The sequence below is a fragment of the Pseudoxanthomonas sp. PXM03 genome (assembly GCF_014852005.1).
Lineage (GTDB): Bacteria > Pseudomonadota > Gammaproteobacteria > Xanthomonadales > Xanthomonadaceae > Pseudoxanthomonas_A.
The window spans coordinates 216,025-234,858 of sequence record NZ_JACVAU010000005.1; the positions used below are offsets into that span (position 1 = coordinate 216,025).

21 protein-coding genes are annotated in these 18,834 nt (G+C 65.4%); 11 read left to right on the top strand and 10 right to left on the bottom strand.

Features of this window, described 5'->3' with window-relative positions; all coding sequences use genetic code 11:
- Window positions 1-4: 4 nt before the first annotated feature.
- The 3 genes from zapE to IB223_RS18280 form a co-directional block, all read right to left on the bottom strand.
- The gene (gene zapE / locus IB223_RS18270) at window positions 5-1,156 is read right to left on the bottom strand and encodes a cell division protein ZapE (RefSeq protein WP_192203206.1); all 1,152 of its coding nucleotides are present in this window, start codon (window positions 1,154-1,156) and stop codon (window positions 5-7) included.
- Entirely contained in the window at window positions 1,156-1,815 is a 660-nt protein-coding gene (locus IB223_RS18275; protein WP_192203207.1) for an alpha/beta fold hydrolase, read from the bottom strand. The genes zapE and IB223_RS18275 overlap by 1 nt, the downstream gene beginning before the upstream one ends.
- A gap of 63 nt (window positions 1,816-1,878) precedes the next feature.
- Window positions 1,879-2,421: a VOC family protein gene (locus IB223_RS18280; RefSeq protein WP_192203208.1), complete on the bottom strand. Its 543-nt coding sequence runs from the start codon at window positions 2,419-2,421 to the stop codon at window positions 1,879-1,881.
- Window positions 2,422-2,588: 167 nt separating this feature from the next.
- Between IB223_RS18280 and IB223_RS18285 the strand changes: the two genes are divergently transcribed.
- Together IB223_RS18285 and IB223_RS18290 are read left to right on the top strand one after the other, a co-directional pair.
- Window positions 2,589-3,503 (top strand): AEC family transporter, encoded by a 915-nt coding sequence (locus tag IB223_RS18285; protein ID WP_192203238.1) that lies wholly within the window; start codon window positions 2,589-2,591, stop codon window positions 3,501-3,503.
- 76 nt (window positions 3,504-3,579) lie between these two features.
- On the top strand, window positions 3,580-4,050 hold the full coding sequence (locus IB223_RS18290) for an MgtC/SapB family protein (RefSeq protein WP_192203209.1): 471 nt from the start codon (window positions 3,580-3,582) through the stop codon (window positions 4,048-4,050).
- 44 nt (window positions 4,051-4,094) lie between these two features.
- Here the strand turns inward: IB223_RS18290 and IB223_RS18295 are convergent, their stop codons facing one another.
- Window positions 4,095-5,546: a PLP-dependent aminotransferase family protein gene (locus tag IB223_RS18295; protein WP_192203210.1), complete on the bottom strand. Its 1,452-nt coding sequence runs from the start codon at window positions 5,544-5,546 to the stop codon at window positions 4,095-4,097.
- A 60-nt stretch (window positions 5,547-5,606) separates the two neighbouring features.
- Here IB223_RS18295 and IB223_RS18300 point away from each other — a divergent pair, with 60 nt between their 5' ends.
- Entirely contained in the window at window positions 5,607-6,290 is a 684-nt protein-coding gene (locus IB223_RS18300; RefSeq protein ID WP_192203211.1) for a hypothetical protein, read from the top strand.
- The gene (locus tag IB223_RS18305) at window positions 6,287-7,129 is read left to right on the top strand and encodes a PhzF family phenazine biosynthesis isomerase (protein ID WP_192203212.1); all 843 of its coding nucleotides are present in this window, start codon (window positions 6,287-6,289) and stop codon (window positions 7,127-7,129) included. The genes IB223_RS18300 and IB223_RS18305 overlap by 4 nt, the downstream gene beginning before the upstream one ends.
- Window positions 7,130-7,237: 108 nt before the next feature.
- On the opposite strand, the gene IB223_RS18310 is transcribed toward IB223_RS18305, so the two are convergent.
- The 6 genes from IB223_RS18310 to IB223_RS18335 all read right to left on the bottom strand — a co-directional run bounded on the left by IB223_RS18310 (window position 7,238) and on the right by IB223_RS18335 (window position 13,658).
- A complete protein-coding gene (locus IB223_RS18310) occupies window positions 7,238-8,434 on the bottom strand; it encodes a hypothetical protein (RefSeq protein WP_192203213.1) in 1,197 nt (398 codons plus the stop codon).
- Window positions 8,435-8,533: 99 nt separating this feature from the next.
- Window positions 8,534-9,784, bottom strand: a complete 1,251-nt coding sequence (locus tag IB223_RS18315; RefSeq protein WP_192203214.1) for an ABC transporter permease — start codon at window positions 9,782-9,784, stop codon at window positions 8,534-8,536.
- On the bottom strand, window positions 9,781-11,052 hold the full coding sequence (locus IB223_RS18320) for a hypothetical protein (RefSeq protein ID WP_192203215.1): 1,272 nt from the start codon (window positions 11,050-11,052) through the stop codon (window positions 9,781-9,783). The genes IB223_RS18315 and IB223_RS18320 overlap by 4 nt, the downstream gene beginning before the upstream one ends.
- Entirely contained in the window at window positions 11,052-12,026 is a 975-nt protein-coding gene (locus IB223_RS18325) for an HlyD family efflux transporter periplasmic adaptor subunit (RefSeq protein ID WP_192203216.1), read from the bottom strand. Before IB223_RS18325 ends, IB223_RS18320 begins: the two co-directional genes overlap by 1 nt.
- Complete coding sequence (locus IB223_RS18330; RefSeq protein WP_192203217.1) at window positions 12,023-13,000, bottom strand: HlyD family efflux transporter periplasmic adaptor subunit; 978 nt, start codon at window positions 12,998-13,000, stop codon at window positions 12,023-12,025. The genes IB223_RS18325 and IB223_RS18330 overlap by 4 nt, the downstream gene beginning before the upstream one ends.
- A complete protein-coding gene (locus IB223_RS18335; RefSeq protein WP_192203218.1) occupies window positions 12,984-13,658 on the bottom strand; it encodes an ABC transporter ATP-binding protein in 675 nt (224 codons plus the stop codon). The genes IB223_RS18330 and IB223_RS18335 overlap by 17 nt, the downstream gene beginning before the upstream one ends.
- 902 nt (window positions 13,659-14,560) lie before the next feature.
- Here IB223_RS18335 and IB223_RS18340 point away from each other — a divergent pair.
- From IB223_RS18340 to IB223_RS18370, 7 genes are all read left to right on the top strand, one after another.
- Window positions 14,561-15,070 carry a hypothetical protein gene (locus IB223_RS18340; RefSeq protein ID WP_192203219.1) on the top strand — a complete coding sequence of 170 codons (510 nt, stop codon included), beginning with the start codon at window positions 14,561-14,563 and terminating at the stop codon, window positions 15,068-15,070.
- Between the two features lie 516 nt (window positions 15,071-15,586).
- Window positions 15,587-16,060: a hypothetical protein gene (locus IB223_RS18345; RefSeq protein ID WP_192203220.1), complete on the top strand. Its 474-nt coding sequence runs from the start codon at window positions 15,587-15,589 to the stop codon at window positions 16,058-16,060.
- Between the two features lie 59 nt (window positions 16,061-16,119).
- Entirely contained in the window at window positions 16,120-16,572 is a 453-nt protein-coding gene (locus IB223_RS18350) for a hypothetical protein (RefSeq protein ID WP_192203221.1), read from the top strand.
- 64 nt (window positions 16,573-16,636) lie between these two features.
- On the top strand, window positions 16,637-17,059 hold the full coding sequence (locus tag IB223_RS18355; protein ID WP_192203222.1) for a hypothetical protein: 423 nt from the start codon (window positions 16,637-16,639) through the stop codon (window positions 17,057-17,059).
- A 57-nt stretch (window positions 17,060-17,116) separates the two neighbouring features.
- Window positions 17,117-17,374 (top strand): hypothetical protein, encoded by a 258-nt coding sequence (locus IB223_RS18360; protein ID WP_192202815.1) that lies wholly within the window; start codon window positions 17,117-17,119, stop codon window positions 17,372-17,374.
- Between the two features lie 70 nt (window positions 17,375-17,444).
- The gene (locus IB223_RS18365; protein ID WP_192203223.1) at window positions 17,445-17,819 is read left to right on the top strand and encodes a hypothetical protein; all 375 of its coding nucleotides are present in this window, start codon (window positions 17,445-17,447) and stop codon (window positions 17,817-17,819) included.
- A 493-nt stretch (window positions 17,820-18,312) separates the two neighbouring features.
- Complete coding sequence (locus IB223_RS18370; protein ID WP_192203224.1) at window positions 18,313-18,678, top strand: hypothetical protein; 366 nt, start codon at window positions 18,313-18,315, stop codon at window positions 18,676-18,678.
- Window positions 18,679-18,834: the final 156 nt, after the last annotated feature.

Here is an 18,834-nt window from a genome sequence, read left to right on the forward strand (position 1 = left end):
GTGCTCAGGCCTTGTGCGGCGTGGCCAGGTACTCGGCGCTCTGCATCTCGATCAGGCGCGAGGCGGTACGCTCGAACGCGCCCTGCAGCCGCGTGCCGGTGTACAGCGCCGTCGGCGCTTCCGCCGCGGTGCAGACCAGGTTGACGTGGCGGTCGTAGAGCTCGTCGACCAGGTTGACGAAGCGGCGCGCGGCATCTTCATTCAGCGCATCGAAGCGCGGGATGTCGCCGAGCAGCAGGGTATTGAACTCGTGCGCGATCTCGATGTAGTCCGTGGTGCCGCGAGGACCTTCGCACAGCGCGCCGAAATCGAACCACGCGATGCTCTTGCCACGCCCGCGTACCGGAATCTTGCGGCTGTCGATCTCGATGTTGCCGCCGTGTGCCGCTTCGCCGCCACTGAGTTCGCGCCAGCGCATCGCCAGCCAGTCGTCGGCCGCGCCGTCCAGTGGCGCGCGGTATACCGGCGAACGCGTCAGCGCGCGCAGGCGGTAGTCTTCCTGCCCGTCCGAGCGCAGCACCACGCAGTGCTGCTGCAGCAGGTCGATGGCGGGCAGGAACCCGGCACGCTGCAGCCCGTCACGGTACAGGTTCTCCGGCGCGGTGTTGGACGTGGTCACCAGCGCGATGCCCTCGGCGAACATGCGCTCCAGCAGTCGCGCCAGCAGCATCGCGTCGCCGATGTCGGTGACGAAGAACTCGTCCAGCACCAGCACCCGCAGCTTGCCGCGCACCTCGCGCACGATCTTCGCCAGCGGGTCGCTTTCACCCGCATGCAGGCGCAGGCGTTCGTGCACGCCGCGCATGAAGCGGTGGAAGTGGGTGCGGTACTTGCCCCCGCCTTCGCCATGCGCCTTGTTCTGCGAGACCGAATAGGTGGGCAGCGGCAGGTTGTCGTAGAACAGGTCCACCAGGAACGTCTTGCCGCGACCGACCTCGCCCCAGTAGTACAGCCCCTTGACGGTTTCCGGTGGCTTGCCGAACAGCCTGCCGAACAGGCCGGGCGACGCCGGCTCCGCCAGCAGCGCCGCATGGATGCGGTCGAGCTCGGCCAGCGCGGGATGTTGCGCCGGGTCGTCCTGCCATTGGCCTTCCGAGGCGCCGCGCGCGTAGACCTGCGACGGCGTGGATGTCGCCCCCCGTGCGTCGTCCCCCATCACGCCGGCACGTAGGCTTTCATGGCGTGCTTGATGGCGCCGCGCAGGTCCATCAGCTTGCGGTGGAAGAAGTGACTGGTTTCCGGCATGCGGATCAGTTCCGGCGGCTGCTTCAGCGAATCGATCCAGTCGTACACCGCCTGCGGTTCGACGATCTCGTCCTCCTCGCCCTGGATCACCAGCCACGGGCAGGCCGGCGGCGTGATCGCCTTGAAATCCCAGCGCCCGGCGGGCGGCGCGATCGACACCAGCGCATCGGGCTGCAGTCCTTCGGTGGCGCGCAGCGACACATAGGCGCCGAAACTGAAACCGGCCAGCCACAGTTGTGTGCCGGGCCGCTGTTCGCGAATCCACTGCACCACGGCGCGCAGGTCATCCACTTCGCCATCGCCCTGGTCGAACAATCCGGCGGACGCCCCGGTGCCGCGGAAGTTGAACCGTACCGTCACCGCGCCGAGCTCGCGCAGGCTGCGTGCTGCCATCACCACGACCTTGTTGTGCATCGTGCCGCCCTCGGTGGGCAGCGGATGGCAGATCACGGCGGTGACCGGCTTTACCGGTTCGCCGTCTTCGGGCCAGTCGACGTGGGCTTCCAAGGGGCCCTCGGGGCCTGCCAGCGTGATCGGGCTGGACGCGGTGGGGAATGCAGGGGCGTTCATGCCGCCATGATAAGCCCAGAGCCAGCAGGGCCGCGGCCGGTGCGCCGGCACGGCGCGGTGGGATCAGCCGGGCGCGGTGCGCGGATCGCGCAGGCGGGCCATGGCGACCATCAGGGTGGCGTGGATCTCGTCCAGATCCGGATTCGAATATGCCCACCCATCGCCGTGCGCATCCTCCAGGGTGCCCGCTCCGTCGTCCCACGAGGTGACCGCGAGGGGATCGTGCTGCTGGATCCACCACAGGTTGCCGGAAGGATCCTGGAAGCGCGCCAGCGTGTCGCCGAAGAACGGCGTGGGTCGCGTCACCACGTGTGCGCCGCATTGCACGGCGTGCACCAGGGTCGCGGCCGCATCCGCCACGTAGACACGCGTCAGCGCCGGCGTGAACGGCCAGCCCGGTTTGCGGTCGGCGAGGGTCAGCAGCGAATCGCCGATCCGCAGTTCGGCGTGCAGGACCAGGCCGTCGGCATCCAGTGTGCGCGCTTCGGGGACCTCTACCGCGCCGAAGACCTCGACAAGAAACGCGATCAGGTCGCTGGCGTGATCGGTGATCAGGAACGGGTTGACCGTGTTGGAACCGGCAGGAACCGGGATCGTGCGTGCCATGGGCGTGCTTCCATCCGGGAGGGAAGCGTGATGGTTGCCCGCATCGCGGTCAGGCGCGGCCCGCGGCGATGCGGCGCCTGCGGAATGCGCGAGTATCGACGAAAGGCGCAGGCGCACCCGTAAGCGCCTGTGCGATCCTGCCATCCCCACGCAATGCTCCGATGTCCATGGCATTCGATGCCTTCGCCCTGATCCTCACCATGCTGGCGCTCGGCATGGTGTTCGCGCGCCTGCGCGTGTTCCCCGACAACGCGGCGGATGTGCTGAATCGTGTGGTGCTGTACGTCTGCCTGCCCGCCGCCGTGCTGACGTACGTGCCACGCCTGCACGTGGATGCTTCGCTGCTCGGCGTGATCGCCACGCCGTGGGTGCTGACCGTCGCCACCGTGGCGCTGGTCGCGCTGGCCACGCGTATCTTCAGGTTCCGCCGCGACGAGCATGCCGTGCTGCTGCTCTGTGTGGCGCTGTGCAACAGCAGTTTCATCGGCTATCCGATGGTGCGCGCGCTGCTGGGCGAGCACGCGCTGCCTTACGCGGTCGTCTACGACCAGTTCGGCACCTTCGTCCTTCTGTCCACCTTCGGCCTGTACGTGCTAGCGCGCTACGGCGGCGATGCGCCCCCGACCGCGCGCGAGATCGGCCTGCGCATCGTGAAGTTCCCGCCGGTATGGGCGCTGCTGTTCGGGCTGACACTGATGCCGGAACAGCCGCCGGCCTGGATCGCGTCCGCATTGCAGAAGCTTGCCGACGCGCTGCTGCCGCTGGTGATGCTGGCGGTGGGCCTGACCATCCAGCTGAAGCTGCCGCGCGACGAGGTGAAGCCGCTCGCGGTCGGCCTGCTGCTGCGGCTCATCGTCATGCCGGCCCTCGCGCTGCCGCTGTCGCTCGCCTTCGGCATGACCGGCGAGATGCTGCAGGCCAACGTGCTGGAATCGGCCATGCCCACCATGATCACGGCGGCGGCGCTCGCGATTTCGCACCAGCTTGCCCCGCGCCTGGCCGCCGCGCTGGTGGGCTACGGCATCCTGCTGTCGCTGGTCACGCTGCCGTTGTGGGCGTGGGTGGTGGGGCGGTTCGCCTGAGCAGGCAGACACCGGCATCCGCCTTCGCATCGCGTTGACCTGGCCGATGGAAGCATCGCCGCAGGAGGATCACGCCATGTTCGATGGATGGGAAGCGCAGGCGGCGGTGGTCGCACGCATCGCGTTCGCCATGCTGCTGGGGGGTGTCATCGGCCTGGAGCGCGAGATGAAGGACCGGCCGGCCGGCTTCCGTACGCACACGCTGGTGGCCGGTGCGGCGGCCATGCTCACCGGCATGGGCGACATGATGCTGGCGCAGGCGCAGCACGGCCATGACGGTCGCGTGCAGATCGATCCCTTCCGGCTGGTGGAAGCGGTGATCGCCGGTGTCGCCTTCATCGGTGCGGGCACCATGATCGCGCACCGCGGCCGCGTGGTCGCCGGCATCACCACGGCCGCCTCGCTGCTGATGGTGGCGGTGATCGGCGTGGCGGTCGGCTTCGGTCACGGCTGGCTGGCCCTGCTCGCCACGCTGCTGACCTTCGGTGTGTTGTCGCTGCTCGCGTGGCTGGAGCGTCGCGTGACACGGCGCGATGACGCGGGCTAACGGTCAGGCGTCGCGAAGCTCGCCGGACAGCGCGATGGCGATCATCACGCGATCAGTCGCCGCGTGGCGTTGCGGCGGTGCCCGGTATCGCGGGCGCTCTCCGACCACGCCTCGGCGATGATCCGGACCGCCTGCACCAGCTGCTCTTCCGGCTTGGCATACGGAATCCGCAACCAGGTGTCGGCGCCACCTTCCACGCTGAAGACGGGGCCCGGCGCCAGATAGACGCCCTTGCGCTCCACGTCGGCGGCCAGCTGCGTGGCGCTGCCATGCGGCATCTTCACCCATAACGTCAGGCCGCCGTCTGGCAGGCGGAAACACCACCCGGGCAGGTGCTCATGCAGTGCCTGCGCCAGCGCGTCGCGCCGTTGCCGCAGCTGCGTGCGCCGGGTGGCGAGTGCGCTGTCCGCCTCGAGCATTTCCGCGACCACCAACTGGTCGAACAGGGAACTGCCCAGGTCCATCTGCACGCGCGCGGCGATGATGCGGTCGACCGCCGGCCGTGGTGCGCGGATCCAGCCCACGCGCAGGCCACCCCAGCACAGCTTCGATGCACTGCCGATGGTGAAGGCATCCGTCGCGTGCGCGGCGAAGGGCGCGGGCATGGGATCGTCCGACAGGCAGGTCGACTGCAGCGTCTCGTCGATGATCGCGGTCGTCCGTGTCGCCTGCAGCGCGGCGGCGTAGTGGGCACGCTGGCCGTCGCGCATCAGGAAGCCGGTGGGGTTCTGGAAATCCGGAATCAGGTAGGCCGCGCGTGGCGATGTCTGCCTGAGCGTGGCCTCGATGGCCGCCAGGTCCCAGCCTTCGTCGCCGAGCGGATCGGCCATCGGCGCGCTCACCAGGCGGCCACCGCCCAGGCGCAGCGCTTCGATCGCGTTCGAATACACCGGCGACTCGATCATGATGCGGTCGCCGGGTCGCGACAGTGCGCGCGCGATGATGGCGATGGCCGACAGCGCCCCCGAGGTGATCACGATCTGCTCAGGCGCGGTGGGCAGTCCCCGCCGCACGTACGATGCCGCGATGAGCGCGCGCAGCGCCGGCAGGCCCGAGGGCAGGTAGCCGTCGCTGGCCAGGTAGGCCGGCAGTGCGGCCATGGCGCGCTCGTAGGCTGCGGCGACGCCGGGCGTGGCCGCACCGGCGGCGCAGTTGAGGTCGATCACGCCTTCCGTCGACGACGCCGTGCCGAGGGCGTGCAGGGCATGGTCGTGTGCGCGCCGGCGGTCGAGCGGTACGGCCGCATACGTGCCGGCCCCTTGGCGGGCGGTGGCGAACCCGGCCGCGACCAGGTCCGCGTAGGCCCGGGTGACAGTGTTGCGGGACACGCCCAGCACCTGGGTGACGGCGCGCTCGCTGGGCAGGCGGGTGCCGAGCGGGATGCGGCCATCGCCGATCAGTTCCTCCAGCGCCTTGCGCAGGCCCCGGTAGGCCGGGGTGCGCGGGAAATCACCCACGAGGGTGGCGAGGTGGCCGGGTGCCAGGGATCTGTCCATGGAGCCACTATCGCAGAATTGGCTCTATCAGAAAGAGCCAATCGGAACGATGGTGGCCCCATGAAACCGCTCACCTCTCCCGTCGGACTCGCCAATCTCGGACCGCTCGCGCAACTGAAGGCCGGCCGCCTGCCCGAACGCCTGCTGCGGCTGGGCGTGGGCCTGTGGCTGTATGGCCTGGCCATCGCGCTGATGATCGAAGGGGCCGTCGGCGCTTCGCCCTGGGATGTCTTCCACCTGGGTGTATCGCAGCACGTGCCGCTGTCCTTCGGCATGGTCATGGTGGTCACCGCCGTCGCCGTGTTGCTGGCCTGGATTCCCCTGCGCCAGATGCCCGGCCTGGGGACGGTGGCCAACACGCTGCTGCTGGGTCCGTTCGCGGACCTCAACCTCGCCCTGCTCGTTACGCCGGAGAGCCTGCCCCTGCGCTGCGCCTACCTGCTGGCCGGCGTGGTGGCCTGCGCCCTCGCCACGGCGATGTACATCGGCGCGCAGCTGGGACCGGGTCCGCGCGACGGATTGATGACGGGACTCGCGCGCCGTACCGGCTGGTCGATCCGCAGTATCCGCACGCTGATCGAAGTCGCCGTACTCGCCATCGGTGTGTTGCTTGGCGGCGTCGTGGGCGTGGGCACGCTGGTGTTCGCCTTCGGCGTGGGGCCGCTGACGCAATTCTTCCTGCGCTACCTGGTGGTGCGTCTGGAAAAGCCGGCGACCGTCGTGCTCGAAGGAGAAACACGATGACCCCTGTGATCCTGCGCTACAGCGCGTTCACCACCGATCCGCAGGGCGGCAATCCCGCCGGCGTGGTGCTGGACGCGCGTGGCCTCGACGGCGACGCCATGCAGCGCATCGCCACCGAGGTGGGCTATTCGGAAACCGCCTTCCTTCTGCCGCGCGCGGACGGGGATCTCGATGTGCGCTATTTCAGTCCGCTGGCCGAAGTGAGCTTCTGCGGACATGCCACCATCGCGGCGATGGTGGCGCATGCACGCCACCATGCTCCGGGCGACTTCGTCCTGCATGCGCTTGCCGGGCGTGTGCGCGTGTCGGTCGATGCCGCCTGCGTCGCCACCCTGACGAGCGTGACGCCGCGTGTCGAAGCGCTGGACGCCGGTGATCTCGACCTGCTCCTGAAGGCGCTCAACTGGCACCGCGACGACCTAGATCCTGCCCTGCCGCCGCAGCTGTCCTATGCCGGCGCGTGGCATCCCGTCATCGTGGCGGCTTCGCGCGCACGCTTGGCGGACCTGCACTACGACTTCGAAACGCTGGCCGCGTTGATGGCGGCACGCGGCTGGACCACGGTGAACCTGGTGTGGCGCGAGGATGCCCACACGGTGCACGCCCGCAATCCATTCCCGCCCGGCGGCGTGGTGGAAGACCCCGCGACCGGCGCCGCGGCGGCTGCACTGGGCGCGTATCTCGCGGCACGTGGCGCGCTGCCTGCCACGCGCCGCTTCACCATTCACCAGGGCGAAGACATTGGCCGGCCCAGCCTGCTGCATGTCCAGGTGCCGGATGATCCGCGCGATGGCATCCGCGTGAGCGGCACTGCGGTGCAGATGGACGTCGCGGCCTGACTCAGCACGCAGGATGGGGGGAGCCGCAGGCGATACCCATCGCAGGGGGTTCAGTGAAGCGGGCGCGCGTTTGGCGGCAGCGTTGTTCCCCTATTGGCCGCCAGGCCGTCATTGGCTGTCCGGTCTGCCCTGCAGGTAATCCTCCCACGCCTCGAGGTAGTCCGGTCGTTGCAGGATCGCGCGCGTCGGATCGAGTCGTATCAGCGTGGCGCGTGAGGGCGCGAGCAGCACGCTTGCTTGCTGGAAGCGTTTCTCGTCGAGCAGCAGGTAGATGCGCGGCCACGCAGGCACGCCACGTCGGAACTTGGTGGCTTCCTGCCTCAGCACATCCAGCAGCGTGTCCTGCGAAAGCGCTGCAAGCATGATCACGTCAGGGTCGTGCGTCTCATAGAGGCGGGTACGGAACCTTTTCGCTTCCTTCTCGTAGTCGGGCGCCGCCGGCTGCGGCAGGACGAGGGTGGCGGGAAATCCGGTGTTGTCTTCTTCCAGCCGCCAATACGCATCCCGCAGGTAGGCATGCCAGTCGGTGAGATCAATGGAGTCAGGCGGAAGCAGGGGGGCAAGTGCTTTCTCGATCTCCCCGGCGAGCACTACACGCTGTAAAGCCAGCGCCGACGCTGCCTGCTGCAAGGCCGGAGCCCAGACATCCGCCGCCGGCAGCGCCACCGCTCCGTCGCGCGGGTCGAATATCACACTCACGTACCTCGTGTGTGCATCGTCCTCTTCTTCGGCGGCCTCGGAAGGCACGACCACGGGCACCACGATCCGCACGCCGTCTTCGTGGACCCGCGGGCTGCTGCGCCAGTGCAGCGAGCTCACGCTACGGGGCAGGGCCATCACGTACTCCTTGGGCAAGAAGTCGGTCAGGGCGTAATTCGCAACCAGAGATCCCGCGGGGTCGTACAGCACGACGGCATGCGGACCGAAGCCCATGCTGTGCCAGTTGTCGAACGTCATCACGTGGCCGCTGTCCGTCACGATGGCATTTACCGGGGCCACGCCATTGAGCAGGTTGCGCTGCCATGCCCGCTTGCAGGCGTCCCGAATGCAGTGCTCCATCGTGCCGATCGCGGCTGTCCGGGTATCGCCGACGACACCGCCGGGCCGATCCTTGCCGTCGAGCTGGTCGCGGAAAAAGGTGCGCTGGTCCGACAGTGCGCGAGGCTCGACGGTGAGTCGCCACGTGCCGTCAGCGGAGCGGTACTGCAGTGTGGTCGGCGCGCGCCAGCTGTCGGCGCGCGCGGGAGCGGCGATCTGCAGCATGGCCAGCAAGAGAGCAAGGCCGCACGAAGCGTGCACGCGCATGGCGGCGATTCCGACAAAGGATGATCTGGAATATAACCCAGCGCGCGACGGTGCCTTGCCGCGAGCCGTCACGATGTCCGGCACCCGCCACACCCTGACTCAGTCATGCCGCAGCGCCGCGATGGGGTCCAGCTGCGCCGCTTGCCGCGCCGGGTACACGCCGAAGCCCAGGCCGACCACCGCGCAGAAACCCGCCGACAGCAGGATCGGCACCGGGGCCCACGCGACCTGCCAGTCGGCGAACGTGGCGATCAGGTAAGCCAGCACGCCGCCGAACACCAGGCCCAGCAACGCCCCGGCGATGCAGATGACCGTGGCCTCGCGCAGGAACTGCGCGATCACGTCGCGCCTGCGCGCGCCCAACGCACGCAGCAGGCCGATCTCGCGGCGCCGTTCCAGCACATTGGCCAGCATGATGTTCATGATGCCGATGCCGCCCACCAGCAGGCTGACACCGGCGATCGCGCCCATCACCACCTGGAAGATGCGCTGCGTCTGCTGATGCTGCTGGAACAGCTGCTGCGGCACGATCAGCTGATAGTCCGCCATGCCGGCGTGGCGCTGGTCCAGCACCGCCGACAGCACGCCCGCGCCGGCCGCCAGCCGCTGCGGATCGTCCAGGCGCAGCAGGAAGCGGTCCACTTCGTCTTCCTGCGGCTGGAAGCGGAAGCGTGCGCGCGCGCTCGCCAGCGGCACGTAGATGCGGTTGCTCTCCGAGCCCAGTTGCACGCCCTCGAAATCGTCCTGGCCCAGGTCGCGGTCGGTCAGCACACCGATCACCTCCAGCCAGACATGGTTGACCTTCACCAGCCCACCCACGGCACCGCCTTTCGGAAACAGGCTGATGGCCGCCTGGTGGCCCAGCACCGCGACGGGCGCCAGCGCGGCCTCGTCGTCGGCGGTGAACGCGCGGCCCTGCGCGATCTTCAGCGACGACAGGTCGAACCAGTTCGCGCTCACGCCGCTGGCCTGCGCATCGCTGCGGCCGGTGTCGCTGAAGACCGTATGCGTGCGTACCTGTTTTTCGGCGGCATGGCGTTCGGCACCGGGCACCACGCTGAGCGCAGCGTCCGCATCGGCGACGGTCAGGCCGACGCTGCGCTCGCGCGTCTCCTTCAGCGTGTCCTCGTCCTGGGGCTTGGCCTCGGCGATCAGGTTGTGCAGGCCCAGGCCTTCCACCAGGCGCAGCGCTTCGCGCCGGCTGCCTTCGCCCACCGCCTGCATCGCCACGATGGCGCCCACGCCGAAGATCATGCCCAGCAAGGTGAGCAGCGTACGCAGGCGCCGCCGCCACAGTTCTTCCACCGCTTCACGCCAGACGGTGGGCAGGCGGTTGAGCAGTCCGGTCATGCGTTCTTCCCTTCGGCATCGTCACCGGCGTCGTCGGTCTTGTCCTGTTCCTTGTCGTCGTCGCCGGGTGCAGGCACTTCGATCTGCGACAGGCGTACCTGGTCGCCGGGTTTCAATCCCGACAGCACCTGCGAACGCGCGGTACCGCGCACGCCGAGTTTCACTTCGCGCGCCACGTAGTCGTTGCCCTGCTTCACCTGCACCCAATGGCGGTCGTCGCGTTGTTCGATGGCCACGTTCGGTACCGCCATTGCGTCCTTCGCCTCCAGCAGCACCACGGCGGCGGCGAAACGCTGGCCGGGGATCAGGCGGTACTTCTCCACCGCCGAGGACGGAATCGGTGCGCGCATCGACAGGAACTTCACCGGGCTCTCGCGATTGCGCACCTTGGCCGCGCTGGCCACCCACGAGAGCTTGCTGTCGATGCGCTGGTCGGGCCGGCCCAGCGGGTGCAGCACCACCGCATCGCCCGCCTGCACGCCCTGCGCCTCGATCTGCGGCAGCTCGATCTCCACTTCCATCGCCGAGGTATCCGGCAGGCTGCCGAACTCGAAGCCCGCGCGCAGGTTCGCACCCACCATCGGCTTGTCGCCGGACCAGTTGGCGGCGAGCAGCAGCACGCCGTCGTTGGGCGCGCGCAGTTCCAGCGCATCCAGGTCGCCCTTGCGGGTCTGCGCATTCATGTCGAAGGTGGCGCGCTGCGCGTCCAGCACGGCCAGTTCCGCGCCGCCGCGCACGTCCGACTGGTCGCGCTGCCATTGCAGCACGCCCTGCCGCACCTGCAGGTATTCCTTGTCCTCGATGGCATCCAGCACCTGGTTGCGCGCCACGGTGCTCAGGTCGGCTTCGGCGTAGCGCTGGGCGATGCCCAGCTGCACGGCCACCTGCGACAGGTCCACTTCCACGCGGCCCTGGGTGGCGTCCAGTCCGCTTTCCTTCGCCGCGCGCGCCAGCGCATTGCGCTGCAGGTCGATCATCGCCTGCGCCAGCTGCTGCTCGCCTTCGGGCGAGATGAAGCGCGCCAGCAGGTCGCCCTTCTTCACCAGGCTGCCTTCCGGCACCATCCATTCCACCTGGCGCGCGGACCAGTTCTTGCCGGGCACGATCAGCGGCGTGGGCTTGGCCGAACGCAGTTCGCCTTCGCCCCGCACGCTGAGGGTCAGCGCGCCCCGCGCGACGGTCTCACTGGCAACGGGCACTTCCGGCGCACCGCAGGCCGTCACCGCCAGGGCGCATGCCAGCACGGACGCGACGCGCGTGATCGGCATCATTTCGCTCCTCCCCCGATGTCGGGCACGGTCAGTTCCACGCGCACCGCCTGGCCGGGACGCAGCTTCGCCTTCGCGTCGTCCAGCCGGATCTCCAGGTCGAGAACCGGCACCGGCTGCACCTGCGATTTGCTGCGTACGGCGCGCCCGATGCCGGCCACCTTGCCGTGGTGCACGCTGCCGCCACCGCCTTCCACCACGATGCGCGCGGGCACGCCCACCTTCACCCGTTGCAGGTCGCGCTCGGGCAGCTGCGCGCGCACCGCCAGCGTGGCCGGGTCGGGAATCTCGGCCACGGTCTGGCCACGCCAGACCTGTGAACCCACGTCGAACTTCTCGCCGTTCCAGTTGCTCTTGTGCATGATCACGCCGTCGCGCGGCGCGGGCAGGTTGAGCGCCGCGATGGAGGCCTGCAGACGGTTCACGTCGGCCTGTGCCTGCTTCAGCTCGGCGTTGACCAGGCGCAGTTCCTGCCGCCGCTGTTCGGCGGCGGCGCGTTCGGCCACCTGCGTCAGCGCGGCGCGGCGTTCGGTGCGCCTGCGTTCCTCCACCAGCTTGTCGTACTCCAGCGCGGCGATCAGTTCGCGCGGCTGCTCGGTCTTGCGGCCGGCCTTGTCGCGCTCGGCGGCCGCTTCGGCGGTGGCCAGGCGCTGGCTGCGCTCGCGCTCGGCCACGTCCAGGGTCAGGTTCTCCAGCTCGCGTTTCTTTTCCTGCAGCAGGCTCTGCTTCTCGCTGAGCTGGCGCACCAGGTCGTTGGTATCGAAGGCGACCACGATCTCGCCCTTCTTCACCGTGCTGCCGTCCGGCGCCAGCTGGGTGAGGTTGAACTGCCACAGGCGATCGACGGCCGGCGGCACCAGCTGCGAACTGCGCTGCGCGTACACCTCGCCATCCACGCGCAAGGTGGCGGCGTGCGCGGCCGGCAGCGTCGCCGCCAGCGCGACCATCCACGGCAGCATGCGTGCCCGGTTCATCGCGTGGTCTCCTTGCCCGTCGCGGCGGCGGGCCGTGCGATCACGCGCACGCTCATGCCCGGCATCAGCGACAGCGTCTGCGCATCCAAGGTGATGTCGAGAGTGAAGTAGCGGCCTTCGCCCCATTCCGGCCGCCGGTCCGGCGCACCTGAAATGAACGCGATGCGCCCCGGCACCTTGCGGCCGGGCAGGGCGTCGAATGTCAGCTCGACGGACTGGCCCACCACCAACCCGCGCCGGTCCGGTTCCAGTGCCCAGGCGCGCACGTTCATGCGTCCGCTGCTGACCACTTCACCGGCCTTGCTGCCGGGCATGGTCGAGGAGCCTTCATCGATCCGTCCGCCGATCCAGTTGTTGTTGAATCCGTGCACCACGATGCCGTCGCGGTCGGCGACGACTTCCGAGGTGCGGACCAGCGAGGCGTGGTAGTCGCGCTGCAGCACCAGCTTCTCGATCTGCAGGCGGCCATCTTCGACGCGCCGCTGCACGGCGGTGCGCGCGGCATCCAGCTCCTTGCGCTGCAACGCCACTTCGCGCGTGGTGCGGTCCAGCTCGCCCTGGTGGCGGTCGTAGTCCAGGCCGGAGATCAGGTCGCGCGGGATGGTGGCGTCCAGCTTCGCGGTGGCGAGCTCGGCTTCGGCATCCACCAGGGCCATTTCCGCTTCCAGCGCCTTCACCTGCAGCTCGGCGACTTCCTTGGCGTCCTTGGCCTGGCCCTGTTCGATCTGGGCCTCCAGGTCGGGGATGCGGCTGGCGGACTGGCCGGGATCGATGCGCAGCACCACGTCGCCCTTCTTCACCCGTTCGCCTTCGGGCACGTAGTAGCGGATCACCACCGGCGAACTGTTGGATTGCGGAGTGAGGATCTGCTGCGCGTCCACCGCACGCACTTCGCCGGTCAGCACCACGGCGTGCGCGGGCGCGGTGGCGGCAAGGGCCAGCGCGACCCACAGCGTCTTACTGGAGCGCGTCATGTTCCACCTTGCCGTCGCGCAGCTTCACCTGGCGCGGGGCGCGCGCGGCGATGTCGTTGTCATGGGTCACCAGCACCACGGTCTGGCCGCCGGCATGCACTTCATCCAGCAGCGCCAGCACGTCGGCGGCGCTCTTCGAATCCAGGTTGCCGGTGGGCTCGTCGGCCAGCAGCAGGGCCGGCTGCAGCAGCAGCGCGCGCGCGATGGCGGCGCGCTGCATCTGTCCGCCGGACAGTTCGCTGGGGCGATGGTCGCGCCGTTCGGCCAGGCCCACGCGGTCCAGCAGCGCCAGGGCGCGGTCGTGCGTGCCCGGCGGCGGCTGGCGGTGGAAGCGCAGCGGCAGCATCACGTTCTCCAGCACGCTCAGCCGCGGCAGCAGGTGGAAGCTCTGGAACACGAAGCCGATGCGCCGGTTGCGCAGGTCGCTGCTGGCCTCGTCGTCGAAGGTGGCCACGTCGCGGCCTTCGAACAGATAGTGGCCGGCGTTGGGATGGTCCAGGCAGCCGAGGATGTTCAGCAGGCTGGACTTGCCCGAACCCGAGGGCCCGGTGATGGCGACGAATTCGCCCTGGCCGATGCGCAGGTCCACCCCTGCCAGCGCCTTCACCGTCTGCCCGCTCATGGCGTAGTGGCGCTGCACGCCCTGCAACTCGATCATCACGTCCCCTTCGTTCCCTCGTCTGTGTCGACCATCGCGACCCGCCAAGGTTCCCGCCGCGTGGGCGGGGAAGGCGACGACGGTCGTGCGTCCTGCCAGGTGAGGCGCGAGCATCCCAGATGCCTGCGCGAGGTTGCAACCGCGGCAGGCCGCAGACCTTTTGCAGACCACCAGCCAATGAGCGCGGCCCGCCAGGCATGACACCCGGCATGCCGCGTCCGCAACACGGTGAGCAGGGTGGAGGGCACATAGCAGGTGACGCTACGACATCCTGGCCTGCTGCCGCACGACTTCGACCACGAAGGCTGCACTCGCGGCCTGCAGGCGCTCCCGTTATCACCCCGGAGAGGGGGTGATAACGAACAAGTGCGTCATGAACATGACGCTTGGCCAACCCGTGCCGTCGGTAGCCAGCCAATTCCCTTCCACGACAACGCTCTGCGCGCCTTGACGCGATCGCATCAGGTCATGAATATCCGCGTTATCACCCCCGTTGTGGGGTCTATTAGGCGTTAGGCGCTCGTGTTCACCTATATCTGCGGCCACTGCAATCAAAAGCTTGGAGATCACTTGGCGCGTACTTCGCCCAGTGAGCCGAGGGGTGTGATTCAGTGCCCTCGGTGTCAAAGCATCAATGCTGTTCGCTCGCCGAGCCTCAAAGCAATTCTGCCCATACTTTTCGTTGTTTTCTTGTCGTTCCTTGGCAAGGCCATACTTGAACCGTCGGGCATATTTGGGTGGCTTTGGTTGGTGACAGAGATAGCACTTGTCGTTGTTTTCGTGCATTTCGGCTTTCTCAGGCGCAAGCTTCCGGTCGTAGAGTCCGGGCCGCGCGCCTAACAATTCATTCAAGCCGAAGCCGCTTCGCGGCTCGGCTTAATTCAGGTGTTAGGGCTCATATCGTGCGTCGCTACTACTTCATTGACTCAAGTGGCGAGGACACTAACCTCCAGCTTTACTCGCTAAAGCAAGCGAAGCATCAGTGGGCCGCGCTCCGAGATGATCTGTCAGCCGGAGACGAGGTAGAGCATTTCCATGAGCGTTGCGTTTTCCTTATCTGCACAATCGGGCTCAGCGTGTCCCAGTTGCTCGGGCAGAACAATCCTGAGTCTAGTGACCGAGTGCCGTCCCCTAAAAGCATCTTTGATTCGCTGGTGGATAGGCACGGACTTGATCCGACATTGAAGAGCAAGTTTAAAGAGTTCATAGACACCTACGATCAGTGTCGTCATTTCGGGCTGACCGATGATGGCTCCAGGCATTGGCAAGTGAGCCAAGTGACCCTAGACAAAACTCGTGAGGCCTATGAGTTCGGGCTTTTGGTCTGGGACACGGTCATTAGCGTCTTCCGGCGAGACCCGCAGAACGAACTGGACGAGCTGGATCTGTCAGTAGTACAAGATGAGCCCTAACAATTCATTCAAGCCGAACCCGCTTCGCGGGTCGGCTTAATTCAGGCGTTAGGCCCCATGGCAGAGACGATGTCGCGCCCTTGGTCAGAGATTCGACGTGTCTACGCGGACGCGCCGAGATTCGCGTGGACAGATGGCATGCTCTCGTTAGTCGACCGTCTTGCGGATTCCTCGCTCCACGCCTGGACTTCGATGTTCGATCTCTGCGTAACTCTGACCCCGGCCACCTACCCGCATGAGGGGCCTATGATCAAGGTCTCTCCCGTACCTGACACCGAATTACTGGAGCTACGTTGGTCCAACGATCAAGCGCATATCGTGCCGGCGCCTGATTCGGTTGCGGTGTTTGAGCGATTGGCCAGCAAACATTCGTGGCTTATGGGCCCCGGTCATGGGGCCTAACAATTCATTCAAGCCGAACCCGCATCAGGTTCGCTAACTTCGGTAGGTTCTGGTTACTATCGGCGTCGGTGCCAATCCAGTGCGGGTCGGCTTAATTCCGGTGTTAGGCACCACATGGATCTATCGCGCTACTTCGCGAATGACGACGGATCGTTGCCTGAGATCGAGATTGAGTTCAGTAGCGCTGAGTCTTTACAGCGAGCTTTTACCTACCTCTTCGACTTGGGCGCCGAGAACATCGCAGCAAATAGATCGTATTTGTGGCTGCGGAAAGAGCTAAGCGAATTGCCTTTCTCTGGGCCAAAGCATGCGGCATTGGTCTCTGATGGGCGAGCCGACTCTTTTCATGTGGTTCTAGCCTCAATCAGGATCGGCAACCATCAACTCCCGGCTCTCGGGGTTTTTGTCGACCCAACCTCGCTTGTCATTGACTACCGCATGGGGCCGGACTGGAGCCGCAGCGAAATCGGAGCGCTGATAGTTCTACTCAAGTCTCTGATCGCTCTCGGTGGTACTGTTAGTGTCGCGAGGTGGTGGGGTTCCGACGGTCAAGATGATTTCAGTCGCTATCTCGGCCGTGGTGCCTAACAATTCATTCAAGCCGAACCCGCGTCGCGGGTCGGCTTAATTCAGGCGTTAGGGCTCAGATGAAGCTTCCCGCAATTCATCAAATTGCAGACGGCTACGGACAGGCGAAGATCTCTGACGTCGGTCAATTCGAGCTCCGTCTGTTTCGGCAATTCGGTGAAGAGCCGCTCATCCTGCAGCTAACCGCGGCGTTTCCGCTGGTCCGTCGTGCCAGCGGCCGTGCCGCCATCTTGTTTAGGCTGCTTCGCTACTCCCGACGCTATCCCGAGGTCGCGTCGCTTGCCATAGCAGCCCTTTCGGATCGTGCATATTTGGTCAGGGAGCAGGCCTGCTCAATGTTGGCGTACTCGCTTAGGCAAGATGCGCTTCCCTCTCTACGCGCGCTTGGCACTCACTCTGACGCAAAAACCCGCGCTGATGCACTGGCTGCGGCTGATGCAATCAGCCAGCAGAACCACCATTACTATGTTGATCGGGCTCACACCGGCACGACCCTGTGGCAAGTCGGCTGAGCCCTAACAATTCATTCAAGCCGAACCCGCTTCGCGGGTCGGCTTAATTCAGGCGTTAGCCCTCATGAAATATGACGATGCTTCATGGCACTACGGGGGAAACTTCCCCTCTGATCTGCCAGAGTCGGCTGGTGCAACCCACACTGGGATGTTCTTGGCTTGGGCGGTTCTAGCCGGACTGGGCGGTGAGTTGTTCACTGTGGAGGAGCCTGAGCTAGTTAACGAGCTCCACGCTCGCACAACCACCCCTGGCTCGTTCTTCCTAAAAGTTTGTGACGGCAAGCTCACCAACGAGGATCTTAGTGATCGTGGCAACGAGTTCGCCGTCGCCTACTATGAGGATGGACAGTATTTGGCGGACTACGAGGAGACGCTGGGCAGTGGTTTGGCCACCCCATATCATGTACCGGATACTTGGGACAGCTTTGATACATTGCGCCCCTGTCTGGACGAGCGCTTTGCCCGCTTGGCAGGTGCTGAGGGCTAACAATTCATTCAAGCCGAACCCGCTTCGCGGGTCGGCTTAATTCTGGTGTTAGACCGCATGAAGAACATCCTGGCAAACTCTTTCATCACCTTGGGCATAGTCGTTCTTTTCTATGCGCTCATTTGGGTTCTAGGTTTGCTTCCTGTTGATTTCACGCTTCCTGCTAACTACCAGGCTTCCTCTCGGTATTGGCGTGCCGTTCCGACCGAGTCGCAAAGTGTTGCTTATCTGCCGTACGCTCTCGCGATTGGAGGGTTGGTGATTCTAGTTGCGGGAGTGGTTCTTCGTCGTAGGCTGCGCAGCAATGCGGTCTAACAATTCATTCAAGCCGAACCCGCTTCGCGGGTCGGCTTAATTCTGGCGTTAGGCCCAAGATCATTCTCCCGTGAAGTACAAGCTCATCAAGTCCATGGCACACAATTGGACCCACTCGTTCATGAGTGGTATGAACTACGTGGATGGCGACTTCGTTTTTGAGGACATATATCGGCTAGCCCGTGACCGGAGAGGAGGCAAAGTGACGGTCACATGGATTCCCGATCGCCCGGAAGAGCTGTTCGGCCTCACTCCCCGCGTACGGGAGTCGCTCAAGCACTATCGCAAGGCACTCCCGGAGCATCTTGGGCGGCACCAGATTGATGCGGATGCCATTTCAGAGATGCGCACTGAGGTATACGTCGCAGAGAATCACCGTATGTACGTCAGGTCTTACGTCTTGGACAATCGCGGCAAAGAACATGTTCAGTTCGTTTGGGCCTAACAATTCATTCAAGCCGAACCCGCTTCGCGGGTCGGCTTAATTCAGGCGTTAGGCCGTAGACCAATCTATGTTGCTAGCCAAAGTAATCGCCACTGCTTACGTCTTGCTCGGTCTCTTCGGACTGATCGTAGTCTCGGTGCCAAGCAACTACGCAGACATGTTTCATGAGCCACGGAAGCCTTGGGTTGGCCTCCTTCGCCAAGCTCACTCTTACGTTGCTCTTGTTCTCATTGTCACTTGTGGGATCGCTGTATGGTTCTTTCCAACTTACGCTGACGAGCTTGCTATTGCAGTCTTAGGCGTCTTGGTTGCTGGTAAGGTCTTTAGCGTTATGGCGGGAAACAAAGTTGGGTGCGTACGTTGTTTGGTCACCGGTGTGCTGATCGCATCTCTTAGTACATGGGCCATTGTTTCAGGCATCTCGCCTACGGCCTAACAATTCATTCAAGCCGAACCCGCTTCGCGGGTCGGCTTAATTCAGGCGTTAGGCGGCATGCCAATCTCTATCGCAAACGTTGAAGCACTTATTGATCGCGAGTTGGCGCGCATTGCTCAGCCAGATCTTGTTGCTCGTATTAAAGAACTACTTGTACCTGTACGCTCAGAGCCGGTTGGCTGGGACTACGGTGAGCCAGGCCAGACCTATCCCTGCTGGATTGTCGCTTACGACCCAGAGACAAATCTGGCATTCGCCTATTCTGAGCATGGATTTGGACCCTCATACCCGTGGGGCATGTTCTGGCATGGCCCGGATCAATCAATGGGCATGGACAGTTCTTGGTATCTTTCGCTTGAGGACGTCTTCCGGGAGTCCATTGCTTGGCACGGCGACAATCCCCCTGGCTATGAGGTCGGGTAATGCCGCCTAACAATTCATTCAAGCCGATGCGGTAGTTCCCACGGTTCAGTGGACACCTTGACCTAACCCTCAGGAGTGTCCCAATGCCAAAGCCAGGCCCCAGAACCATCCATCGCTACAGCGATGCCTTCAAGGCTTCTGCCGTCCGCTTGAGCC

Excerpts from the sequence above, each read along its gene's own strand:
- zapE (WP_192203206.1), bottom strand. The coding sequence starts at position 1,156 with ATGGGGGACGACGCACGGGGGGCGACATCCACGCCGTCGCAGGTCTAC.
- IB223_RS18275 (WP_192203207.1), bottom strand. The coding sequence starts at position 1,815 with ATGAACGCCCCTGCATTCCCCACCGCGTCCAGCCCGATCACGCTGGCA.
- IB223_RS18280 (WP_192203208.1), bottom strand. The coding sequence starts at position 2,421 with ATGGCACGCACGATCCCGGTTCCTGCCGGTTCCAACACGGTCAACCCG.
- IB223_RS18285 (WP_192203238.1), top strand. The coding sequence starts at position 2,589 with ATGGCATTCGATGCCTTCGCCCTGATCCTCACCATGCTGGCGCTCGGC.
- IB223_RS18290 (WP_192203209.1), top strand. The coding sequence starts at position 3,580 with ATGTTCGATGGATGGGAAGCGCAGGCGGCGGTGGTCGCACGCATCGCG.
- IB223_RS18295 (WP_192203210.1), bottom strand. The coding sequence starts at position 5,546 with ATGGACAGATCCCTGGCACCCGGCCACCTCGCCACCCTCGTGGGTGAT.
- IB223_RS18300 (WP_192203211.1), top strand. The coding sequence starts at position 5,607 with ATGAAACCGCTCACCTCTCCCGTCGGACTCGCCAATCTCGGACCGCTC.
- IB223_RS18305 (WP_192203212.1), top strand. The coding sequence starts at position 6,287 with ATGACCCCTGTGATCCTGCGCTACAGCGCGTTCACCACCGATCCGCAG.
- IB223_RS18310 (WP_192203213.1), bottom strand. The coding sequence starts at position 8,434 with ATGCGCGTGCACGCTTCGTGCGGCCTTGCTCTCTTGCTGGCCATGCTG.
- IB223_RS18315 (WP_192203214.1), bottom strand. The coding sequence starts at position 9,784 with ATGACCGGACTGCTCAACCGCCTGCCCACCGTCTGGCGTGAAGCGGTG.
- IB223_RS18320 (WP_192203215.1), bottom strand. The coding sequence starts at position 11,052 with ATGCCGATCACGCGCGTCGCGTCCGTGCTGGCATGCGCCCTGGCGGTG.
- IB223_RS18325 (WP_192203216.1), bottom strand. The coding sequence starts at position 12,026 with ATGAACCGGGCACGCATGCTGCCGTGGATGGTCGCGCTGGCGGCGACG.
- IB223_RS18330 (WP_192203217.1), bottom strand. The coding sequence starts at position 13,000 with ATGACGCGCTCCAGTAAGACGCTGTGGGTCGCGCTGGCCCTTGCCGCC.
- IB223_RS18335 (WP_192203218.1), bottom strand. The coding sequence starts at position 13,658 with ATGATCGAGTTGCAGGGCGTGCAGCGCCACTACGCCATGAGCGGGCAG.
- IB223_RS18345 (WP_192203220.1), top strand. The coding sequence starts at position 15,587 with ATGGATCTATCGCGCTACTTCGCGAATGACGACGGATCGTTGCCTGAG.
- IB223_RS18350 (WP_192203221.1), top strand. The coding sequence starts at position 16,120 with ATGAAGCTTCCCGCAATTCATCAAATTGCAGACGGCTACGGACAGGCG.
- IB223_RS18355 (WP_192203222.1), top strand. The coding sequence starts at position 16,637 with ATGAAATATGACGATGCTTCATGGCACTACGGGGGAAACTTCCCCTCT.
- IB223_RS18360 (WP_192202815.1), top strand. The coding sequence starts at position 17,117 with ATGAAGAACATCCTGGCAAACTCTTTCATCACCTTGGGCATAGTCGTT.
- IB223_RS18370 (WP_192203224.1), top strand. The coding sequence starts at position 18,313 with ATGCCAATCTCTATCGCAAACGTTGAAGCACTTATTGATCGCGAGTTG.